Consider the following 18,532-nt stretch of genomic DNA (forward strand, 5'->3'; position numbering starts at 1 on the left):
CGCGGGGGGGGGGGGGCCCGACGCCTACCGTTCTGGTGGTGGTTGGGAACAGGCCGATCTGGGCCGCGCCTTCGCGATCGGCGAGGCGGCGTCGGCCCGACTCGCCATTCTCGACGTGAACGGTACCACCCTTCAATCCAGTGCTGACAACAGCGGAAGTGCCAACAATCAGGGAATGGGCCAGGGTATGGGCCAGGGAATGGGGCAGGGCTCCGGGATGGGCCAGACGGTGGTGTCGGCGCCGATCGTGAGCGAGGGTAGCCAGGTCGGCACCGTTCGAATGAACTTCGGCACCATGGTTGCGACGCAGGTCGTCGACGTGGCCTGGCCCTGGATCGCCGTGGCCGCCATCGTGGCACTTGTCATGGCACTCGGCGCGAGCTTCCTGGTCACGCGGCTCCTCGTTCGGCCCATCCAGGCGATCACGGGGGCCGCACGGTCGTTCACGGCCGGCGATCGGAACTCCCGTGCCACGGGTCCCGGCCCGGGGGAGCTCGGCGAGCTGGCCGTCGCCTTCAACGGCATGGCGGATGCCGTGGTTCGGTCCGATCGCGACCGGCGCAACCTCACGGCCGATGTGGCCCACGAACTGAGAACCCCGCTGGCGGCGTTGCAGGCCGGACTGGAGGAGTTGCGCGACGGACTCGTGCAGCCCACGCCGGAGGGCCTCGCCGGCCTGCACGACCAGTCGCTGCGCCTGGGCTGGGTGGTGACCGATCTGGCCGAATTGTCGGCGGTGGAAACCGCTGGACTCTCCCTGCACCTCGCATCCGTCGACCTGGCGCAGGTCGCCCGGAACGAATGTGCCCTCCGGGAACCCCAACTGCGCGCTGCCGAGCTCACCCTGACACTCGAGCCCGGGGGACCCGCATTCGTGCGGGCGGATGCCGACCGCCTGCACCAGGCCATCGGCAATCTCCTCGCCAATGCAGCCCGATATTGCCGGCCGGGTGACAGAGTGACCGTCACGATCTCCGTCGACCACGGACAGGCGGTGCTCTCGGTCGCCGATACTGGGCCGGGCATCCCGCCGGAAGAACTCCCACACATCTTCGACCGCTTGTGGCGGGGCAGTGCGGCGGAACAGGTCGCCGGTTCGGGCATCGGGCTCGCTGTCGCGCGCGAAATCGTCAGCAGTCACGGCGGGACTATCCAGGCGACGTCCGCACCAGGTGAGGGAACCAGAATCACTATCCGGCTGCCCGCCACGGGCTAGGGCCGGCGAGTTCGAACCATGCGCCGTTGGCAGGTCAGGCCGTCGTTTGCCGCGCGGAGATGCTCGCGCGCACGGCATCCATGTCCAAAGCCTGCACTCCGGCGATCACCTCGCCGAGGGATGAGGCGTTGAGCGCTCCGGGCTGGGAGAACACGAGGATCTTGTCCCGGAATGCCATCAGGGTGGGAATGGAGCGGATGCCGGCCGCGGCAGCCAGGCCCTGTTCTGCCTCAGTGTCGACCTTCGCGAAGATGATCTCGGGGTGCTTCTCCGACGCGGCCGCGAAGGTTGGCGCGAACATGCGGCACGGGCCGCACCAGCCGGCCCAGAAGTCCACCAGCACGATGCTGTTGTCGGTGATGGTCTCGTCGAAAGTCATTTCGGTGATGTCAGTGGTAGCCATGGTCCGACAATATACCCCCTAGGGTATTTCCCGCAAGAGAGCCGTGCGCTCGACATGTCTGCGCCCGGACGTTCCCTCTCTTGCGAAAAAATACCCCCGGGGGTATTGTGATGCGATAGAACCGACCCGCATCGAGACTTGGAGGACCACGGACCATGGACGTCATCGTCATCGAAACCCCGCAACTGGGGGATCGCAGCTACCTGGTGCATGACGGCGTCGTGGCGCTTGTCATCGACCCGCAACGCGACACCGACCGAGTGGAGGCCGCTGCCCTCGAAGCGGGGGTCACAATCACCCACGTTGCCGAGACCCATCTGCACAATGACTACGTGACCGGTGGGTACGATCTTGCCCAGGCGCACGGCGCCGAGTACCTGGTCAACGCGGCCGACCCCGTTTCGTTTGAACGAGAACCGGTCACGGACGGCCAGATTGTCCAGATCGGCGCCTTCAGGGTCACCGTCGTCGCCACCCCGGGACATACGCACACCCACGTTTCCTACATCGTCAGCGATGGCACTACTGAAGCCGTCTTCTCCGGTGGAAGCCTGTTGTACGGTTCCGTCGGACGTACCGACCTGGTTGCCGCCATCGACACCGTCGGACTCACCCATGACCAGTACGCGTCCGTGCGCAAGCTCGTGCACGAAGCCCAGCACGACGCGGCGCTCTTCCCGACACACGGGTTCGGCTCGTTCTGCTCCAGCGGCCCCGCCACCGGAGCCGGCTCATCCACCATCGGCGAGCAGATCACGACCAACCACGCCCTGACCGACGCCGATGAGGAGCACTTCGTCGCTACGTTGATCGCCAACCTCACCGCGTACCCGTCGTATTACGCGCACATGGCACCGGCCAATATGCAGGGTCCCGGTCCGGCTGACCTCGAGGTGCCCGAGTCTCTGGATGCCGCAGAGCTCACCCGCAGGCTCGCCGACGGTGAATGGGTCGTCGACCTGCGTAATCGCGTCGCGTTCTCCAGTGGCCACCTGCAGGGGGCCGTGAGCTTCGAGTATGGCAATGGTTCCAACTTCACGACCTATCTCGGTTGGGTTCTGCCCTGGGACGAGAAACTCACTCTCGTCGGCACACACGCCGACGTCGAAGACGCAATCCGTGACCTGTCGCGGATCGGCATCGATTCCCCGGATGCAGCCATCGGCACCGAGCCGCGCGCGCTCGCCCCGGATGCCCCGGTTGCTTCTTACCCCCGCGTCGGCTGGGCGGAACTCGCGCGCGACCACGCCGCAGGCGACGTGCTTCTGGACGCGCGACGCACCGACGAGTTCGCCGACGGGCACCTGATCGGCGCGGTCAACGTGCCACTGCACGAGATCCTTTCCCGGATGGACGAGATCCCAGCGGGCACCATCTGGGTGCACTGCGGGTCGGGTTACCGTGCCGGCGTTGCCGCGAGTCTGCTTCAGCGTGCGGGCCGGGACGTCGTGCACGTGGACGCCTCCTTCGCCGATGTCGAATCGGCCGGTATGCCGATGGCTGAGAAGGCGGTCTAGCACCGTGACCGTGCTCCGAACGGCAGGACACTCGGCCGAGAGGCGAAGCCTTCCAGGCTCGTCGATACTCCCTGGAAGATGTTCCCAATCGGAGTGCTTTTCGGGTTGGGGTTGGATACGGCTGCGCCAATCAGCCTGCTCGTCGTCGCCGGGGTGCTCAGACCGACCTGCCGTGGTACGCGGCATTGGCTCTCCCCGTCATTTTCATGGCCGGAATGGCGTTGTCCGACAGCGCCGACGGAATCCTGATGAATCGTGTCTACCAGTGGGCGTCCACGGACCCGCTTCGGAAGGTGTATTACAACCTCATCGTGACCGGGGTATCCGTATTCGTCGCATTCTTCGTTGGGGGAATGGGCCTGCCATCCCTCTTCACCGATCTCGGCATCGGCTGGGGAACTCTTGACCTCATTGCGACCATCGGCCCCGACGCCGTGGGCCCAATCCTGGTCGGCGGCTTCACGCTCGTCCTGCTCTCCGCGGTTTTGTGGTCGAGATACCGCACCGACACCTCACTAGAAAGGCGCCCTTAATGGAACTCGCTCCCCAGCAGGTATTCACCCGACATGGCGAGGTCCGGATCATCGACGTTCGAGAAAGCGATGAACTGGTTGACGGGATGATCTCCGGCGCACAGCACATCCCACTGGTTATGCCCCAGCTTCCGTGATCGTCACTGCCCTCGTCCTGGGCGTGATCGTCGGGGCGCTGCTAGGCCTGGTCGGCGGGGGCGGGTCGATACTCGCGGTCCCCGCCCTTGTCTACGGTGTAGGCCTGCCCCTCGCCGAGGCCATTCCGAGCTCCCTGATCGTAGTCGGAGCAGCCTCCGCCGTTGCCGTGCTCCCACGGCTTCGCCGCGGCGTGCATTGGCGCCTCGCCTTCATCATCGGCGTGGCCGGAGTGGCCACCGCCTACCTGGGCACGACGGTCAACCGGATGCTCGACCAGCGTGTGCTTCTCGGCGCCTTCTCGGTGATCATGGTGGTCGCCGGTGTGAGAATGTTCCTCCCAACCCGGTCGGCCGGTGGCCCCTGTGCTCTTCCCGGTGGACGTGTCAACTGGCGCAGTTGCCTGCCCAGGGCTCTTGCCGCCGGTGCCGTGGTCGGATTTCTCACCGGACTGCTCGGCGTCGGCGGGGGTTTCCTCATCGTGCCGGCACTCACGCTGGTCCTCGGCCTGCCGATGGGCGTGACGGTGGGCACCTCGCTGGTCATCATCGTCATTAATTCCGTCGCCGGATTTGCAGCGCACCTCGACGAGGTCCAGATCGACTGGGCGGTCACTGGCGCGTTCGCCGCGTCTGCCATGGGCTCATCCCTGGTAGCGGGCCGGCTCGGACGAGGCCTGTCCGACACTGTCCTCAAGCGGGGGTTCGCTGTCCTGGTTCTCGGTGTCGCGGCCTATGTAGCGATCACGGCACTGATCGGCTGAACGTACGTCAGCCGCACGTGCCTAGGACAACGCCAGGAAGAGCTTCTCGAGTTCTTCCACCCGGAGCGGCGTCCTTGCCGAGTCGGCGTTTGTTTCGCTGAGGCATTCTTTCATCGCCGTTGAGATGATCGTGAACCCAGCACGGTCGATCGCGCTGGATACCGCTGCGAGCTGCGTGACAACCGTTCGGCAATCCGCGCCTGACTCAACAGCGGCAATGACGGCGGCCAACTGCCCTTGGGCGCGTTTGAGCCTGTTGACGGTCTTGCGTAGGTCGTCGGATGTGGTCGGTGCGGGGGAGGCGGCGACCGGTTCGTCGCGGCGAGACGCTGAAGGGATCTGCAGGTTTGGCGCAGATTCTGGGGATGATGCCATTCGGTGCTCCTGTGCTGGCGCGAGGTGTCCATGTGCTCGGGTGAGGTTGACCCTCAAAAGAATACCCCGTACCGTATAAAAATACCCCTATGGGTATATACGCTTTCGCGGATATCCCTTCCTATGTGTGATGAGGCCAGCTATGCAGAACGGACGAACTGTCGGCGTCGACTCAGCGCGAGGGATGGCGAGACGGCTGGTGGATTCCATCCTGAATGCGGGCGCATCCCTCCGGCGATGGCCGGCCCGCCGCTGGTGGATCGCGCTCGCTGCTGCGGTCGGCACGTACCTGGTCATCGCGATTCCGACCGACTTGATCGACACGCCGTTCTTCGCACGCGCAGTCGCCCCGACGTCCTGGTCCTGGCCGGTGCTCGCCGCGAGCGCGATACTCGCCGGGCTCGTGTCCGCCACATACGTCGCGTACCCGGAGGGTGCAGCGCCCCGTCGCGCAGAGGGACGACTCGGTATGGCCGGATGGATGATCACCTTCTTCGCGGTCGGTTGCCCCGTATGCAACAAGATCGTTCTCCTCGCCCTCGGTGCAAGCGGAGCGCTGCAGTTCTTCGAGCCGGTGCAGCCGTACCTGGCCGGGGCATCCATCCTTCTGCTGGGCTGGGCGTTGCATGCCCGCCTCACTCGGGAGAGCTCATGCACTTTGGCGTCTGCTGCGCCGAGTCCCATCGTTGTACCGAGCCGGGAGGCATTGACCAGATGAGAATTCCGGGCATGATTCGTGAACTGCGGTCCTGGCCGACACGTCGTCGGCTGATCATCGTTACCGTCGCCGCGATGGCCCTGACCGGACTGACGCTCGCATCCGGAACCGTCGCGATCGTTGGCGGGTCCCTGGTGTTCCCCGGTCCCTGGTGGGCGGATGCGGTCACGGTAGGGGGTGCTTGCCTGATCGGTCTGGTCGTGGCCAGCTACGTCGATGCACCGATCGGTGCGGATGCCACCCTGTGTGATCTTCGCTGGCCGGCGCTCGGCCTGATCTCGCTCTATCTGTCGACCGATCTGCGCACTGCAGTGCCTCTGCTCGAGCCGGGCATTCGTCCTGTCGTCGGCGTCGCGGCGATCGCGTTGTTGGTGTGGGCATTGCTGGCACGGCTGAATAGCGAATACAAGGCAACGCGTAGCCAGCGTCGGTCAGGTACGTCAGGCGGCATCGACGGCACCGAAGACGGCGAAGTATGCACGACGTGCCGCCCGTTGTTCCCGAGAGTCGGCGGCCGTCCGTGACGGAGGTCGGGACAGCCTACGACACGGAGCCTGACGGTGGCGGGCGCGGTCAAGCAGTGACCGGTGCCGGGCTCCTCCTGCACGTCAGCGGCGCCGATGCGACACTGATCCAGGCCGGCATCCGATCCGCGCTCAATGCCAGCGCCCAACTCCCGACGCTCACGATCGAGATCGTGGTCCAGGGGTCGGTCGTGTTGTTCCTGCGCGCGCGATCGGACCTGGAAAACGCCCTGACCGAGCTCGCTGCAACGCCCGTGCGGGTGCTGTCCTGCCAGAACAGCATGCGGTCCGTCGGGCTGGACGCCGCTGATTTGCTTCCGAGTGTGTCAGTCGTCCCTGCGGCTGTCGCCCATCTGACCGCTCGGCAGTTCGAGGGCTGGGCTTACATCCGCGTGTGAGTCGGACGGGGCATCCGTCGCGGTCAGGCCGTCGGCCGGGGGCTCCTCCGGATTCCGGTAGATCGACAGTTCCGGTCCGGGGTGGCGCCGGGTTTGGACGATGATGAGGACGATCCCGGCGATGGCGGCGAGGAGCGCGATGTCCACGTTGATCTTGAGGTCGAAGAGGAAATACTCGGTCGGGTCCAGGCGGAGCGACTCGAGGAACGCCCGTCCGGCGCCGTACCAGAGCAGGTAGAAGCCGAGGGTCTTGCCCCAGCGGAGGTTGAACCGGCGCTCGAGCACGAAGATGATCAGCACGACACCGATCGCGTTCCAGATCATTTCGTAGAGGAAGAGCGGCTGGAAGAGCGTCCCGGCCGGCAGCCCCGTGGGGAAGGCCGCGTTCGTCGACTCGATCTCGAGTCCCCAGGGGAGGGTCGTCGGGCCACCATAGAGCTCGTGGTTGAAGTAGTTCCCGAAGCGGCCGAACGCCTGCGCGAGGAGCAGGCCGGGGGCGAGGGCGTCAGCGAACGAGAAGAATCTGATGCCGGCCCGACGGCAGCCGATATAGGCTCCGATGCTGCCGAAGAGGATCGAACCGAAGATCGCGAGTCCGCCTTCCCAGACGAACAGCACTTTCCAGAGATCCGCGCCGGGGAAGAAATAATCGGTCGGATGAGTGACGACGTGGTACAGGCGACCGCCGACGATTCCGATCGGGACCGTCCACATGGCGATGTCCATCACCATGCCCGGCTTGCCGCCACGAGCCGTCAACCGCGCCGAGGACAACCAGACGGCGATGACGATGCCGGTCAGGATGCAGAGCGCATAGAAGTGAACACGCAGGGGTCCCAGATCGAAATAACTGATGGATGGGCTCGGAATGCTGGTGTGAAGCACCGTGTTCACCTTTCGATCGTCGGTCTCGGCGCAGCTGGCGGACGAAGGTCTCCCAGAGGTTCCGGAGGGGTCCGATGTCTCGAACCGCCCAAAGCCTATTCGGGTCCGCTGGGTGCCCCGCACCAGTGCGGCCGCATAGGCGGATGCTGGGAAGGTTCTCATAGAGGGGCGACCCGTGAGGGAGCGGTGCACCCAATGGAGCGATCCCCGAACGCTACGATCGAAACGTGAGGCCCGTCCCGAATTCGGTTACTCCGTCGTGGGTCGCCCGAATCGTCGTGGTCACGGCGCTCGTCGGTGTCGGGGCAGGTTTGGGCGGGCTCGCGGTGAGCGTCCTCCTTCGAGCGATTCAACACCTCGCCTACGGCTACTCCGAAGGCACCTATCTCGACGGGCTGGCCAGGTCCGCACCGCAGACACGCGTGATCGCCTTGTGCGTTGCGGGCGTGATCGGTGCCGTCGGCTGGTGGGCCGTGCGTCGCTGGGGGCGACCCATCGTCCCGGTGGACCGAAGCGTTGCCGGCGAGCGGATGCCCGTGCTCGCGACCCTGGTGAACTCGGCCTTGCAGATCGTGATCGTCGGGTTGGGCGCGTCGATCGGCCGCGAGATGGCCCCCCGCGAGCTGGGCGCACTGGCGGCGGGCTGGCTCAGCGAGAAGGCAGGCGTCACTGCCCGCGAACGTCGTGTTCTGGTCGCGTGCGGCGCCGGGGCAGGGCTCGCCGCGGTCTATAACGTGCCGCTCGGGGGTGCGCTCTTCACCGTCGAGATCCTGCTCGCCGAGCTGACTCTGGCCACGGTCCTGCCGGCCCTCGCCACGTCCGCGATCGCGACACTGGTCGCGCAAATCGTTGTGCCCACGACCCCGCTGTATTCCGTGCCGCAGTTCACTCAGACCCCATCGCTCCTGGTCTGGTCTCTTCTTGCCGGACCCGTGATCGGGTTCGCTGCGGTCGGTTTCGTGCGACTGGCCGCCGGGGCCGAGAAACGGCGTCCGCAGGGCTGGCTGATTCTGGTCGTCATGCCGCTGGTGTTCTCGGCCATTGGACTACTGTCGCTCCTGCTTCCAGAAATTCTCGGCAACGGACGTTCACTCGGCCAGACCGCGTTCGACGCCGTCGTGCCGATCGGGCTGGTGGCGGTGCTCCTCGTTGCCAAGGTAGGAGCCACGATCGCCACGATCGGCAGCGGTGCCGCCGGAGGAACTCTGACGCCCTCGCTCGCGATCGGTGCCGCGTTCGGCATCGTGACCGGAGGGCTCTGGGGCACGTTGTGGCCCGGTACTCCGGTGGCGGCCTTCGCCCTGGTCGGCGCGGCCGCATTCCTCGCCGCTGCCATGCGCGCACCCCTGACAGCTCTGGTCCTGGTGCTCGAATTCACCGGGCAGGGACCGGCACTGCTGATCCCCATGACGCTTGCGGTTGCGGGTGGTGTCGTCGTGGAATACCTCCTCGGGCGGAGACGGTTCCTCGGCATCGACTAGCGCGGATCATGTGCCGATGGAGTCCGGTCAGTGGCTCGCGGCAGTCAGGAGTGTACGCACTTCGGCGAGGGTCGGTACACGGCCGGAGACGACGACTTTCTCGTTGATGACGAGGGCAGGGGTGCTCATCACGCCATATCCGAGGATCGCGGTGTAGTCCTCGACTTTTTCGATGCTGGCCTCGAGGCCGAGTTCGGCGACGGCGGTGGTGGCAGCCTTGGTGAGGTTGACGCAATTGCGGCAGCCGGGGCCGAGGATCTTGATGTTCATGAGGGGATTCCTTTCGGGTGCGGTGATCAAGCCAGGATGGCGTTGAAGAGGTAGCCGACGGCGACGATACCGAGGCCGGTGGTCGTGATGAAGATCGCGAGGAGCTGGGGCTTGAGCACCCGGCGGAGCAGGATCATCTCTGGCAGGGACAGTGCGACGACGGCCATCATGAACGCGAGCAGGGTGCCCATCGGCAGGCCCTTGTCGTAGAGGGCTGCGACCAAGGGCATTACCCCGGCGGCGTTGGAGTAGAGCGGGATGCCGATGAGAACGGCGATCAGCACGCCGAAGGGGTTGCCAGGGCCGGCGTAGGTGGCGAAGAAGTCGGTCGGCGCCCAGCCGTGGATCAGGGCGCCGAGACCGATGCCGACGAGGAGGTAGACCCAGATCTTCGCGATCAGGCTCCTGACCTCTTCGACACCCATCTGCATCCGCTGCCCAAAGGTCAGGCCGAGGGAGGGGTCAATGGTCTGGCCGCCGAGCTTTACTTCGAAGACGAAGGGTTCGACCCAGCGTTCGACGTGCAGGCGACCCAGGATGTAACCGGACACGACTGCGATGGTCAGACCGGAGACTACGTAGAGGGCGGTGATCTGCCACCCGAAAAGGGTCAAGAGCAGGCCGATGGCGATCTCGTTGACGAGGGGGCTCGCGATCAGGAAGCTCATCGTGACGCCGATCGGCACGCCCGCGGCGACGAAGCCTATGAAGGCGGGTACGGCGCTGCAGGAGCAGAACGGGGTGATGACGCCCAGGGCCGCCGCGAGGAGGTTCCCGACGCCCTCGCGTTTGCCGCCGAGGAAGGCCCGCGTGCGCTCCACGCTCATGAAGGAGCGGAGCACGGTGGAGGCGAAGATGATGATGACCAGCAGGAGCAGGATCTTCAGCGAGTCGTAGAGGAAGAAGTGGATGGTCTCGGTGATCTGGTTTTTCGGGTCGAGGCCGAACGCATCGTAGAGGATGACGTTCCAGAGCCACTCGTTGGCCCAGTAGGCCAGCGCCCACACGCCGATCCCCGCAATCAGGACGCCGACCCGGCCGCGGGTCGTGGTCGGTATCCGCTCGGCGATGTTCACGAGGACTCCTTGACTAGGAACGCATACGTATTCGACGTGCGTCTAATCATTAGTGTGCCACCTCTTTGATATATGTCAAGAAGGTGGGATGATGGACCCATGCCCAAGACCCTTCCCCTCCTGGAGGACGCCTCGCCGATCTGTTGCGATCCCCTGGGCGCTAGCGCCACGCTGGCCTTGGACGATGCGATGGCACTCGCGGTCCGCCTCAAGGCTCTGGCTGATCCCACCCGCCTGCAGCTCCTGGCCTACCTTCTGGCCCAGCCGGACCAGGAAGCGTGTACGTGCGACCTGGCCCCCGTTGTCAAGCTTTCTGAGCCAACGGTCAGTCACCACCTCAAGAAACTCGAAACCAGCGGCATCCTCACCAAGGAACGACACGGGATGAGTGTGCACTACCGCGTCGTTCCAGAGGCCATTCACGCCATCGCGCGCACGCTCGACACGGCTACCCGCGCACTGACCCAGGTAGTCTGAGCCGACCCGAGCGCAATCCTCACGTGAACGCCTGCGGTGCCCGTTCTATCGGCTCCTAGGTGCTCAGAGGCGCCAACTCTATCTGTGTCGCGAGCGCATAAGCGGTAGGTGCCGTTGAGAATCGCCGCACCAGCGTTCGCCCCATCCCATAACTGGTCGTCGTCCAATAGGCGGCCTCTTCGCAAGCGTTCACGACCGGTAGGGCTTTCGAGCAGGCCGCTCGGACGAGGATCCCGTTTCCGGGCTGGCCGCACTAGTGGATGCTTCTCCAACCCTTGACGCTCGCTCGGTTCCCGACAGCGAACCGTGCGACAATCGCCACGCCGGATGCCGGATTGATCGAAGGGACCTCACAGTGGACGCGAACGAGTGGGATAGTCGTTACCGGCAGGCACGGGACGGCGACCACGCCAGGCTCTGGTCGGCCGTACCAGCAAAGCTCGTGCAGGACATTGTTTCGCCCTGGACCCCGGGGCTCGCCCTCGACATGGCCTCAGGTGACGGGCGTAACGCGATCTGGCTGGCCAGCCGCGGCTGGAACGTTACCGGGCTCGACTTCTCCGCCGAGGCAATTGGCCAGGCCCGGGAGCACGCGCGGGCGGCCGGCGTCGATGTGGACTGGCTGGTCGCAGATGCCACGACCTGGCAAACCGAAGAACGCTTTGACCTGGTAACAGTGATGTACCTGCACCTGCCGGAGGAACTGATTCGAATCGTATTGGCCAGGGCGATTGGCTGGCTCGCTCCGGGCGGGCACCTCCTTGTCCTTGGTCACGACCGAGGCAACATCGACGCAGGCGGCCCTGGCCCTGGCAATCCCGACATTCTCTATACGCCCGAGCTCCTATCTTCGATCGTCGGACCAGAGCGGATCCTGCGCTGCGAGACCGTCAGCCGCGACCTGGCCACCGACCCCGAGTCCCCGGCTGAAACGAGTGGAGTCGCCCTCGACACGGTCCTCGTCGCCATCTGCTGAGGCGAGAGGGCAATTACCCTCCGAGGGCCCGCTTTTCGGAAGAGCTTTTCGTCCTGAGCCTGGGCCAGCATCGCGACCGCTTCCCGACCGGTCGCGCCGTCCAGCACAGTTCCTGATCGCCGCCGTGAGATGCCGACGGCAAGATCGTCATGCGGGTTCGAATCCCGTTGAGGCCACAATTACCCGGTTCCCTCGAAATCAAGGGAACCGGACTTTCTTGATTAAGTGGCGTCGCCAGCGTCCACGCAGATCCTCGGCACGGGCCTGAGACCTTCATGGTGTTAGGCTGTGAATGTTCTTACGAACCTCATCAGGACGCGAGCGCGCAGCCCCCAGCAAGACTGGAAGAGCCGCGGTCGTATGGTGAGGCCAGACGGATGTGGCCCCATGGTCGCTCCAGCTCACGCCACTTAGTGGCGTCAGGGCCGGTCTCGGCCTACCCGCCCGATACAGCTAGCCCCCGACGTGCCGGCTGTGAAGCCGGTTTCGTCGTCGCGCTCCGGAGAATCCGTGACCCAGATCGTTGCCGAACACGCACAGGAATTCGCCGCCTCGGCGGAGCACACAGCCTCGACATCCCCAGCTCCCGAAATCGCCGTCAAGGCGGACCACCTGTATAAGGCATTCGGCCGCCGACCGCATGACATCGTCAAGAAACTCGAGGGCGGCGCGAGTCGTGGAGACCTCGCGCACCTCGGAACAGCCGCCGTGATCGATGCCTCTTTCGAGGTCCGGCGCGGCGAGATCTTCGTGGTGATGGGACTGTCCGGTTCGGGCAAGTCCACTCTGATTCGCATGCTCAACGGCCTGCTCGAGGCGACCTCCGGGACAGTGACCGTCGGTGACACCCGGATTACCGGACTCCCGGCCGCCAAGCTGCGCGATGTGCGTCGCCGGAGCGTGTCCATGGTCTTCCAGCACTTCGCCCTGCTACCCCACCGCAGCGTGATCGACAATGTGGCGTACGGCCTCGAGGTCCAGGGCATGCCTCGCGCGGAGCGCCTCGCGAAGGCCCGCACCATCATCCGCCTGGTGGGCCTGGACGGCTGGGCCGACAGCATGCCGTCCGAGTTGTCCGGCGGGATGCAGCAGAGGGTCGGCCTCGGTCGGGCGCTCGCCGCCGATACCGAGGTTCTCCTGATGGACGAGGCGTTCTCGGCACTCGACCCGCTGATCCGCCGCGAGATGCAGGAACAGCTCATCGAGCTGCAGGCCGAACTCGGCAAGACCATCATCTTCATCACCCACGACCTCAACGAGGCGATGTTCCTGGGGGACCGGATCGCGGTCATGCGCGACGGTCGCATCGTGCAGATCGGCACCCCGGAAGACATCCTCACCGACCCGGCCAACGACTACGTCGCCCAGTTCGTTCAGGACGTCGACCGGGCCCGGGTACTCACGGCCGGGAGCGTGATGGAGCCGGTGCGATCCATGGTCACCGTGACGTCCGGCCCGCGTGCCGCCCTGCGTACGATGCGCGACCTGCAGACCTCCGCCACGTTCGTGGTCGGGCGTGACCTCGGCTTCGTCGGGGTCGTACGTGACCGCGATGTGCTCAAGCAGGTCAAGGCCAGCCACCCGGACCTTCGCCCCATCATCAAGGAAGCAACGGCCGTTTCAGCGGATACCGCCCTGGTCGACCTCGTCGAGCTGGCGGTGGAGAGCGACTTGCCGATCGCCGTCGTCGATGCGCGAAACCGTCTGCTCGGTGTCATCCCGCGAGTCACCCTGCTTGCCGCTCTCGGTAACGTCACCACCGCGACGGGGGAGGTGCCGGTCACCGAACCGCCATCGACCATCTCGCTCCGCGTGATCACCGAAACCCTGCGCGAGACCGCGCTGGAAGGAGCACAGCTGTGAACGACTTCCGCATCCCGCTCGGCAGCTGGGCCGACGACTTCATCGCCTTCGTCACCGACAATTTCAGCTTTCTCTTCGATTTCGTGCGCACCATTTTCAACGGCGCCTACGAGTTCGTCGACCTCGTCCTTGCCTCACCGCCGTTCTGGGTGATCATCCTCGTGGCCGCTGCACTGGGCCTGATGGTCCGTGGCTGGAAATTCGCCGTGGGCGCCGTCATCGGCCTCATCGTCATCGTGGGTGTCGACCAGTGGCAGAACGCGATGGACTCGCTCGCCCTGGTCCTCGTGGCGAGCGTCCTCGCCATCCTGGTGAGCATCCCCCTGGGGATCCTGGCCGCCAAGTCCGCCCTGGCCTCCAAGATCATCCGGCCGATTCTCGACTTCATGCAGACCATGCCCGCGTTCGTCTACCTGATTCCCGCGCTGATCCTCTTCCGGGTGGGAGTCGTGCCCGGTATCGTGGCGACGATCATTTTCGCGATGGCACCGGGCGTCCGCCTGACCGAGCTCGGCATCCGCAGCGTTGATCACGAGGTCGTCGAGGCGGGCGAGGCATTCGGTGCGTCCCCGGCGAGAATCCTGCGCCAGATCCAGCTCCCGTTGGCGATGCCGACCGTCATGGCCGGAATCAATCAGGTCATCATGCTTTCCCTGTCGATGGTCGTCATCGCGGGAATGGTCGGCGCCGGCGGTCTCGGCCAGCAGGTCGTGGCGAGTCTCAGCCGCATCGACGTGTCGCTGGGATTCGAAGCCGGACTGGCGGTCGTGATCCTGGCGATCTTCCTCGACCGGATGACCGCATCGCTCGGCACGGGAATCACACCGATCGGTCGTCTCCTTGCCGGGCGCAAGCACCGTCGGCAGGCCGCCGCAGTGGCGGCCGAGAGCCCGATCAGCGCGCCCGTCGCAGACGTGAAGACGCCGCAGCCCGCCGGAGTCTGACCTGCAACTGGCGGGGTACCTCACACGGCACTCCGCGATTCCAGCCGGTCGAGTTCGTCCTGACCGGCACCCCCAATACTCACGGAGACACCTGTCTCCGTGTCGCACCCGGCCGCCTCGGCCGCCCGGCGCATCCGTCAACCCCGGTCACCCACAGCAGGTGACAAGACAGGAAGACACATGAAGAACCGTTCCCTCAGCATCATCGCCCTCGGAGCCGTCGGGCTTCTCGCTTTCACGGGCTGTGCAGCAACACCCGCGCAGACCGTCGGCAACGGCAACTCCGACAACAAAGACCTCACGATCGCCGTGTTCAACGGTTGGGACGAGGGTGTCGCGGCGTCCGAGCTCTGGAAGGCCATTCTGGACAAGCAGGGCTACAACGTCGAACTCGAGTACGCCGACGTCGCCGCGGTCTACGCGGGGCTGTCCACCGGCGACTACGACGTGAACCTCGACGTCTGGCTTCCGAACACCCACGCCACGTACCTCAAGCAATACGGTGACAAGATCACCGAACTCGCGGCCTGGAACACCGAGGCGAAGAACACCATCGCCGTGAACGCGGATGCACCGATCAACTCGATCGCGGAACTGGCCGCCAACGCCGACCTGTTCGGCAACAAGATCGTGGGAATCGAACCGGGGGCCGGCCTGACCGAGGCCGTCACGAACAAGACGATTCCGACCTACGGACTCGAGAACATGGACTACCAGACCTCGTCGACCGCCGCGATGCTCACCGAGCTCACGGCGGCCGCGAAGACCGGCGAGAACATCGCCGTGACCCTCTGGGAGCCGCACTGGGCGTATGGCTCCTTCGACCTGAAGAACCTCGAAGACCCCGAAGGCACCCTGGGGGCCACGGAGACCATCCACGCCTACGGCAAGAAGGACTTCGGCACTGACTTCCCGCAGGCCACCAAGTGGCTGTCCGGGTACAAGATGGACCTCGATCAGCTGTACTCGCTCGAGACCGCGATGTTCGTCGACTACGACGGCCAGGACTACGGCCCCATCGTTGCGAAGTGGATCGCGGACAATCAGGGCTACGTGGACTCGCTCACCAAGTAAGCCACTGTTGTGACGAACGGCCCGTGCTCCGGCACGGGCCGTTCGTGCGTTCGGGTGCGGAAGCCTGCCGTCTCAGGGCCTGGCCGTGACAGTTCGGAGAACGGCATTGAGCGTGAGCCAGCCGCGGAGCATTCCGGACGAATCGACGACGGGCAGGCCATCGCTCTCGCTGGCCGCAAGCACCCGATCCAGCACACTGTCCAGCGTGTCATCGGGGCTCGCGGAAGTGGGCGTCTCGATCAGGGCACTGAGGGTGATCGCGCTACTGTCGTCATCGTTGCCCAGGGAGTCGGATATGGCAGCGACGGTCACGATTCCGATGAACGTTCCGTCGCTATGAAGAACCGGCAGGGCGCGTTTGCCTGAATCGATGAGTATCCGCGCTCCTGCGGCGGGCGTGAGCCGGGAACTCACCGCATCGGGAGCATCCGTCATGACCTCACGCACGAGCGTGGAATGCAGCAGGATGCCACCGGGACCACCGTCGACGCTCACGCCGCGGCGACGAAGTTTGAGGGTGTAGATCGTGTCCCTGCTGAGAAGCCGGGACACGCCCGTCGCGATCACGATCGCGAGCAGCAAGGGAAGGATGATCGAGTATTCCCCGGTCAGTTCGAACAGGATGATGGCTGCCGTGATCGGGGCCCGCGTTGCCCCGGCGAAGACCGCGCCCATGCCGACCAGGGCAAACGTTCCGGTTTGCCCGGCGAACACGGGGAACACCATGCCGGCGACGTCGCCGAATGCGGCACCGAGCATCGCTCCGATGAAGAGTGACGGTGCGAACACTCCTCCGGAGCCGCCGATGCCGATGGTCAGGCTCGTCGCAACGACCTTGCCGACGAGCAACAGCGCAACGAAGCCCAGGGCATAGCCGCCCTGGACGCCCTTCTCCAGGACCGGGTAACCGACCCCGTACATCTGGGGCAAGGCAAAGAGCACCAGGCCGAGCACGAGGCCGCCGGCGACCGGCCGCAACCACTCCGGTTTGCCCCGCCAGGCCCAGTCGCAGAGGTCTTCCACGGCGTACAGGACCTTCGTGAACCCGACTCCGGTCAGGCCTGCCGCGAGTCCAAGCACGGCGAAGAGCGTGAACTCAGACGGGTTGACGATGGTGAACGTCGGCAGGCTGAGGAAGGGGTGATCGCCGAGGATCGAGCGGCCGACGATCGATGCGGTCACTGAGGCAAGGACGACCACGCCGAAGGAACGGGCGGCGAAATCCCTGAGCAGCAGTTCGAGGGCGAAAAAGATTCCGGCGATCGGAGCATTGAACGTGGCTGCGATCGCGCCTGCGGCGCCGCACGCGACGAGGGTTCTGAGCTGGGATTCGGGCAGCCGGACTGCCCGGCCAAGTGTGGAACCGAGTGCTGACCCGATTTGGACGATAGGGCCCTCGCGACCCACCGACCCACCGGAACCGATTGTGATGGCCGAAGCGAGCGACTTGACGATCGCAACCTTGCCGGGAATCCGGCCGCCCCGTTTGGTGATGGCGTACATGACCTCTGGAACGCCATGCCCCCGGGCTTCCGGTGCGAACTTGTTCACCAAGGGGCCGTAGAGGAGACCGCCAATGGCCGGAGCGACGATCACGAATGCGCCCCCCAACCACGGAACCCAGGGATTTGCCGGATGGCCGACGGAGGCTGAGTAATCGACCGTTCCCGTGAAAATCAGAGTCGCGGTGGCCACCAGCCAACGGAACGCAACTGCGCCGAAACCGACACCTGCGCCAACCACGACAGACATGAAAATGAGTCGTCCGGAGCCGGTGAGGATCCGGTTGAACCACGTGTGCAAGGGCTCCAACAAGAGGGATCTCATTCGTCCCCGCAGGCTCAGAGTGGGCTGTGCCATCAGGCTCCGTAATGTGCAATTAGACAATTGTTGCATGTGTGCAATAATCACGGTATCACTTGCCTGGAACGGGGTTTGACCGATGGACGTCCTCACTGAAGCCGACGCACGAGCGGCCGACGCGACCCTTGCCGCCTCCCGTGCCTTGCTCGGCGTCGTTGCCCGCTCGGTTGTGGCAACGCTGGACGTCGTTTCCCTGCCGCAGTTCCGGGTCCTGGTCTTGCTCAGTTCGACCGGCCCAACCCGGATGGGCGCTGTGGCGGAGCGAATGGGAGTCATCCCATCGACATTCAGCCGCTTCGTCGATCGCATGGTCGCCGGAGGCTGGGTGGAGCGGGCGGCCAGCCCCGACAGCCGGCGCGAGGTCCTCCTCGAACTCACCGAGAGTGGCAGGCGACTCGTAGACGACGCCACCGGACGACGCCGGTCGGATATCTCCACCATCCTGTCGAGAATGACGCCGGATCGACGGACCGTGCTTCAACACGCACTGCAAGCATTCGCGGATGCGGCAGGGGAGCCCCAGGCCGCGGATCTGCTGACCCTGGGGCTCTGAACGCTTCCAACTCAAGACAGATCGGTGTCAAGTTCTCCCCGTCTGGGACTCTTTTGTTTCCTCGGTTCCTGATATGGTGCTGCCGACACGAGCGAGCGACTGGGGAGCCGACCAGCCGTTCCGCACGATGAACAGTTGTGAGATGGGGGACAAGTATGGCCTCGGCCGGGTTCGGTGTCACGTGGTGAGCGAGTCGAACGCTGCGAACACGAGCGAGCCGGTTCGGCTGGCCAGGTCGACGCTGGACGCGGGCGACAAAGACCTGCGCGCGGTGGCCGACCATGCGTTCCAGGTGAACGGGAACACCCAGGAGGCCCTGCGACTGGCGATCGCGCTCGGCGTTCGGCTTGACGGGGCGGGACCGGGTTCCGGGCGAACCGAACGGCTCTTCGACACGCTGGCCACGGTCGCGGCGGCAGACCTGACCGCTGCCCGCGTCGTGGAGGCGCACCTGGATGCGCTCTCGATCCTGGAACAGGCCGCTGAGT

The 18,532-nt window shown here is 65.2% G+C and carries 21 protein-coding genes and 1 pseudogene; 16 read left to right on the forward strand and 6 right to left on the reverse strand.

Translation table 11 applies throughout. The features are described 5' to 3' along the window. The first annotated feature begins 175 nt into the window (after positions 1 to 175). Positions 176 to 1,216, forward strand: a complete 1,041-nt coding sequence (locus QN345_RS06320; protein ID WP_323508511.1) for a HAMP domain-containing sensor histidine kinase — start codon at positions 176 to 178, stop codon at positions 1,214 to 1,216. A 34-nt stretch (positions 1,217 to 1,250) separates the two neighbouring features. Here the strand turns inward: QN345_RS06320 and QN345_RS06325 are convergent, their stop codons facing one another. Continuing rightward, positions 1,251 to 1,619 carry a thioredoxin family protein gene (locus QN345_RS06325; protein WP_322189806.1) on the reverse strand — a complete coding sequence of 123 codons (369 nt, stop codon included), beginning with the start codon at positions 1,617 to 1,619 and terminating at the stop codon, positions 1,251 to 1,253. Between the two features lie 155 nt (positions 1,620 to 1,774). Here QN345_RS06325 and QN345_RS06330 point away from each other — a divergent pair, with 155 nt between their 5' ends. The 4 genes from QN345_RS06330 (at position 1,775) to QN345_RS06345 (ending at position 4,567) form a co-directional block, all read left to right on the forward strand. Next, the gene (locus QN345_RS06330) at positions 1,775 to 3,136 is read left to right on the forward strand and encodes an MBL fold metallo-hydrolase (RefSeq protein WP_134560923.1); all 1,362 of its coding nucleotides are present in this window, start codon (positions 1,775 to 1,777) and stop codon (positions 3,134 to 3,136) included. A 71-nt stretch (positions 3,137 to 3,207) separates the two neighbouring features. Continuing rightward, positions 3,208 to 3,669: a hypothetical protein gene (locus QN345_RS06335; protein WP_323508513.1), complete on the forward strand. Its 462-nt coding sequence runs from the start codon at positions 3,208 to 3,210 to the stop codon at positions 3,667 to 3,669. Continuing rightward, positions 3,669 to 3,806: a hypothetical protein gene (locus QN345_RS06340; protein WP_174774663.1), complete on the forward strand. Its 138-nt coding sequence runs from the start codon at positions 3,669 to 3,671 to the stop codon at positions 3,804 to 3,806. The genes QN345_RS06335 and QN345_RS06340 overlap by 1 nt, the downstream gene beginning before the upstream one ends. Then, complete coding sequence (locus QN345_RS06345; protein WP_134447473.1) at positions 3,803 to 4,567, forward strand: sulfite exporter TauE/SafE family protein; 765 nt, start codon at positions 3,803 to 3,805, stop codon at positions 4,565 to 4,567. The genes QN345_RS06340 and QN345_RS06345 overlap by 4 nt, the downstream gene beginning before the upstream one ends. 21 nt (positions 4,568 to 4,588) lie before the next feature. Here QN345_RS06345 and QN345_RS06350 read toward each other — a convergent pair whose 3' ends face one another. Next, a complete protein-coding gene (locus QN345_RS06350) occupies positions 4,589 to 4,942 on the reverse strand; it encodes a metal-sensitive transcriptional regulator (protein ID WP_134447475.1) in 354 nt (117 codons plus the stop codon). A gap of 199 nt (positions 4,943 to 5,141) precedes the next feature. Between QN345_RS06350 and QN345_RS06355 the strand changes: the two genes are divergently transcribed. From QN345_RS06355 to QN345_RS06365, 3 genes are read left to right on the forward strand one after another with little or no spacing between them, the layout of a single operon-like run. Then, the gene (locus QN345_RS06355; RefSeq protein WP_174774662.1) at positions 5,142 to 5,660 is read left to right on the forward strand and encodes a hypothetical protein; all 519 of its coding nucleotides are present in this window, start codon (positions 5,142 to 5,144) and stop codon (positions 5,658 to 5,660) included. After that, complete coding sequence (locus QN345_RS06360) at positions 5,594 to 6,184, forward strand: hypothetical protein (RefSeq protein WP_323508512.1); 591 nt, start codon at positions 5,594 to 5,596, stop codon at positions 6,182 to 6,184. The genes QN345_RS06355 and QN345_RS06360 overlap by 67 nt, the downstream gene beginning before the upstream one ends. Next, positions 6,181 to 6,582: a DsrE family protein gene (locus tag QN345_RS06365; protein ID WP_166788258.1), complete on the forward strand. Its 402-nt coding sequence runs from the start codon at positions 6,181 to 6,183 to the stop codon at positions 6,580 to 6,582. Before QN345_RS06360 ends, QN345_RS06365 begins: the two co-directional genes overlap by 4 nt. Here QN345_RS06365 and lgt read toward each other — a convergent pair. Continuing rightward, positions 6,511 to 7,467, reverse strand: a complete 957-nt coding sequence (gene lgt / locus QN345_RS06370; protein WP_241975536.1) for a prolipoprotein diacylglyceryl transferase — start codon at positions 7,465 to 7,467, stop codon at positions 6,511 to 6,513. The genes QN345_RS06365 and lgt overlap by 72 nt on opposite strands. A gap of 227 nt (positions 7,468 to 7,694) precedes the next feature. On the opposite strand from lgt, the gene QN345_RS06375 reads away from it, so the two are divergent. Next, on the forward strand, positions 7,695 to 8,948 hold the full coding sequence (locus tag QN345_RS06375) for a chloride channel protein (protein ID WP_166787306.1): 1,254 nt from the start codon (positions 7,695 to 7,697) through the stop codon (positions 8,946 to 8,948). Between the two features lie 27 nt (positions 8,949 to 8,975). On the opposite strand, the gene QN345_RS06380 is transcribed toward QN345_RS06375, so the two are convergent. Then, positions 8,976 to 9,218, reverse strand: a complete 243-nt coding sequence (locus QN345_RS06380) for a thioredoxin family protein (RefSeq protein ID WP_134447483.1) — start codon at positions 9,216 to 9,218, stop codon at positions 8,976 to 8,978. A gap of 26 nt (positions 9,219 to 9,244) precedes the next feature. Next, entirely contained in the window at positions 9,245 to 10,294 is a 1,050-nt protein-coding gene (locus tag QN345_RS06385) for a permease (RefSeq protein WP_134447484.1), read from the reverse strand. A 99-nt stretch (positions 10,295 to 10,393) separates the two neighbouring features. On the opposite strand from QN345_RS06385, the gene QN345_RS06390 reads away from it, so the two are divergent. The 5 genes from QN345_RS06390 (at position 10,394) to QN345_RS06410 (ending at position 15,628) form a co-directional block, all read left to right on the forward strand. Continuing rightward, positions 10,394 to 10,771 carry a metalloregulator ArsR/SmtB family transcription factor gene (locus QN345_RS06390; RefSeq protein ID WP_322189805.1) on the forward strand — a complete coding sequence of 126 codons (378 nt, stop codon included), beginning with the start codon at positions 10,394 to 10,396 and terminating at the stop codon, positions 10,769 to 10,771. Between the two features lie 355 nt (positions 10,772 to 11,126). Beyond that, a complete protein-coding gene (locus QN345_RS06395; protein ID WP_322189804.1) occupies positions 11,127 to 11,747 on the forward strand; it encodes a class I SAM-dependent methyltransferase in 621 nt (206 codons plus the stop codon). Between the two features lie 591 nt (positions 11,748 to 12,338). After that, a complete protein-coding gene (locus QN345_RS06400; RefSeq protein ID WP_323508514.1) occupies positions 12,339 to 13,610 on the forward strand; it encodes a glycine betaine/L-proline ABC transporter ATP-binding protein in 1,272 nt (423 codons plus the stop codon). Then, positions 13,607 to 14,554 carry an ABC transporter permease gene (locus QN345_RS06405; protein ID WP_134447490.1) on the forward strand — a complete coding sequence of 316 codons (948 nt, stop codon included), beginning with the start codon at positions 13,607 to 13,609 and terminating at the stop codon, positions 14,552 to 14,554. Before QN345_RS06400 ends, QN345_RS06405 begins: the two co-directional genes overlap by 4 nt. A 180-nt stretch (positions 14,555 to 14,734) precedes the next feature. Then, the gene (locus tag QN345_RS06410) at positions 14,735 to 15,628 is read left to right on the forward strand and encodes a glycine betaine ABC transporter substrate-binding protein (protein ID WP_134447492.1); all 894 of its coding nucleotides are present in this window, start codon (positions 14,735 to 14,737) and stop codon (positions 15,626 to 15,628) included. A gap of 72 nt (positions 15,629 to 15,700) precedes the next feature. Here QN345_RS06410 and QN345_RS06415 read toward each other — a convergent pair whose 3' ends face one another. Beyond that, entirely contained in the window at positions 15,701 to 17,224 is a 1,524-nt protein-coding gene (locus QN345_RS06415; protein ID WP_241975535.1) for a chloride channel protein, read from the reverse strand. A gap of 346 nt (positions 17,225 to 17,570) precedes the next feature. Here QN345_RS06415 and QN345_RS06420 point away from each other — a divergent pair, with 346 nt between their 5' ends. Together QN345_RS06420 and QN345_RS06425 are read left to right on the forward strand one after the other, a co-directional pair. Beyond that, the gene (locus tag QN345_RS06420; protein ID WP_134447496.1) at positions 17,571 to 18,044 is read left to right on the forward strand and encodes a MarR family winged helix-turn-helix transcriptional regulator; all 474 of its coding nucleotides are present in this window, start codon (positions 17,571 to 17,573) and stop codon (positions 18,042 to 18,044) included. Positions 18,045 to 18,117: 73 nt separating this feature from the next. Next, positions 18,118 to 18,532: pseudogene (locus QN345_RS06425) on the forward strand (hypothetical protein); the annotation flags it as partial.

This window comes from Cryobacterium sp. 10I1, assembly GCF_035019805.1.
Lineage (GTDB): Bacteria > Actinomycetota > Actinomycetes > Actinomycetales > Microbacteriaceae > Cryobacterium > Cryobacterium glucosi.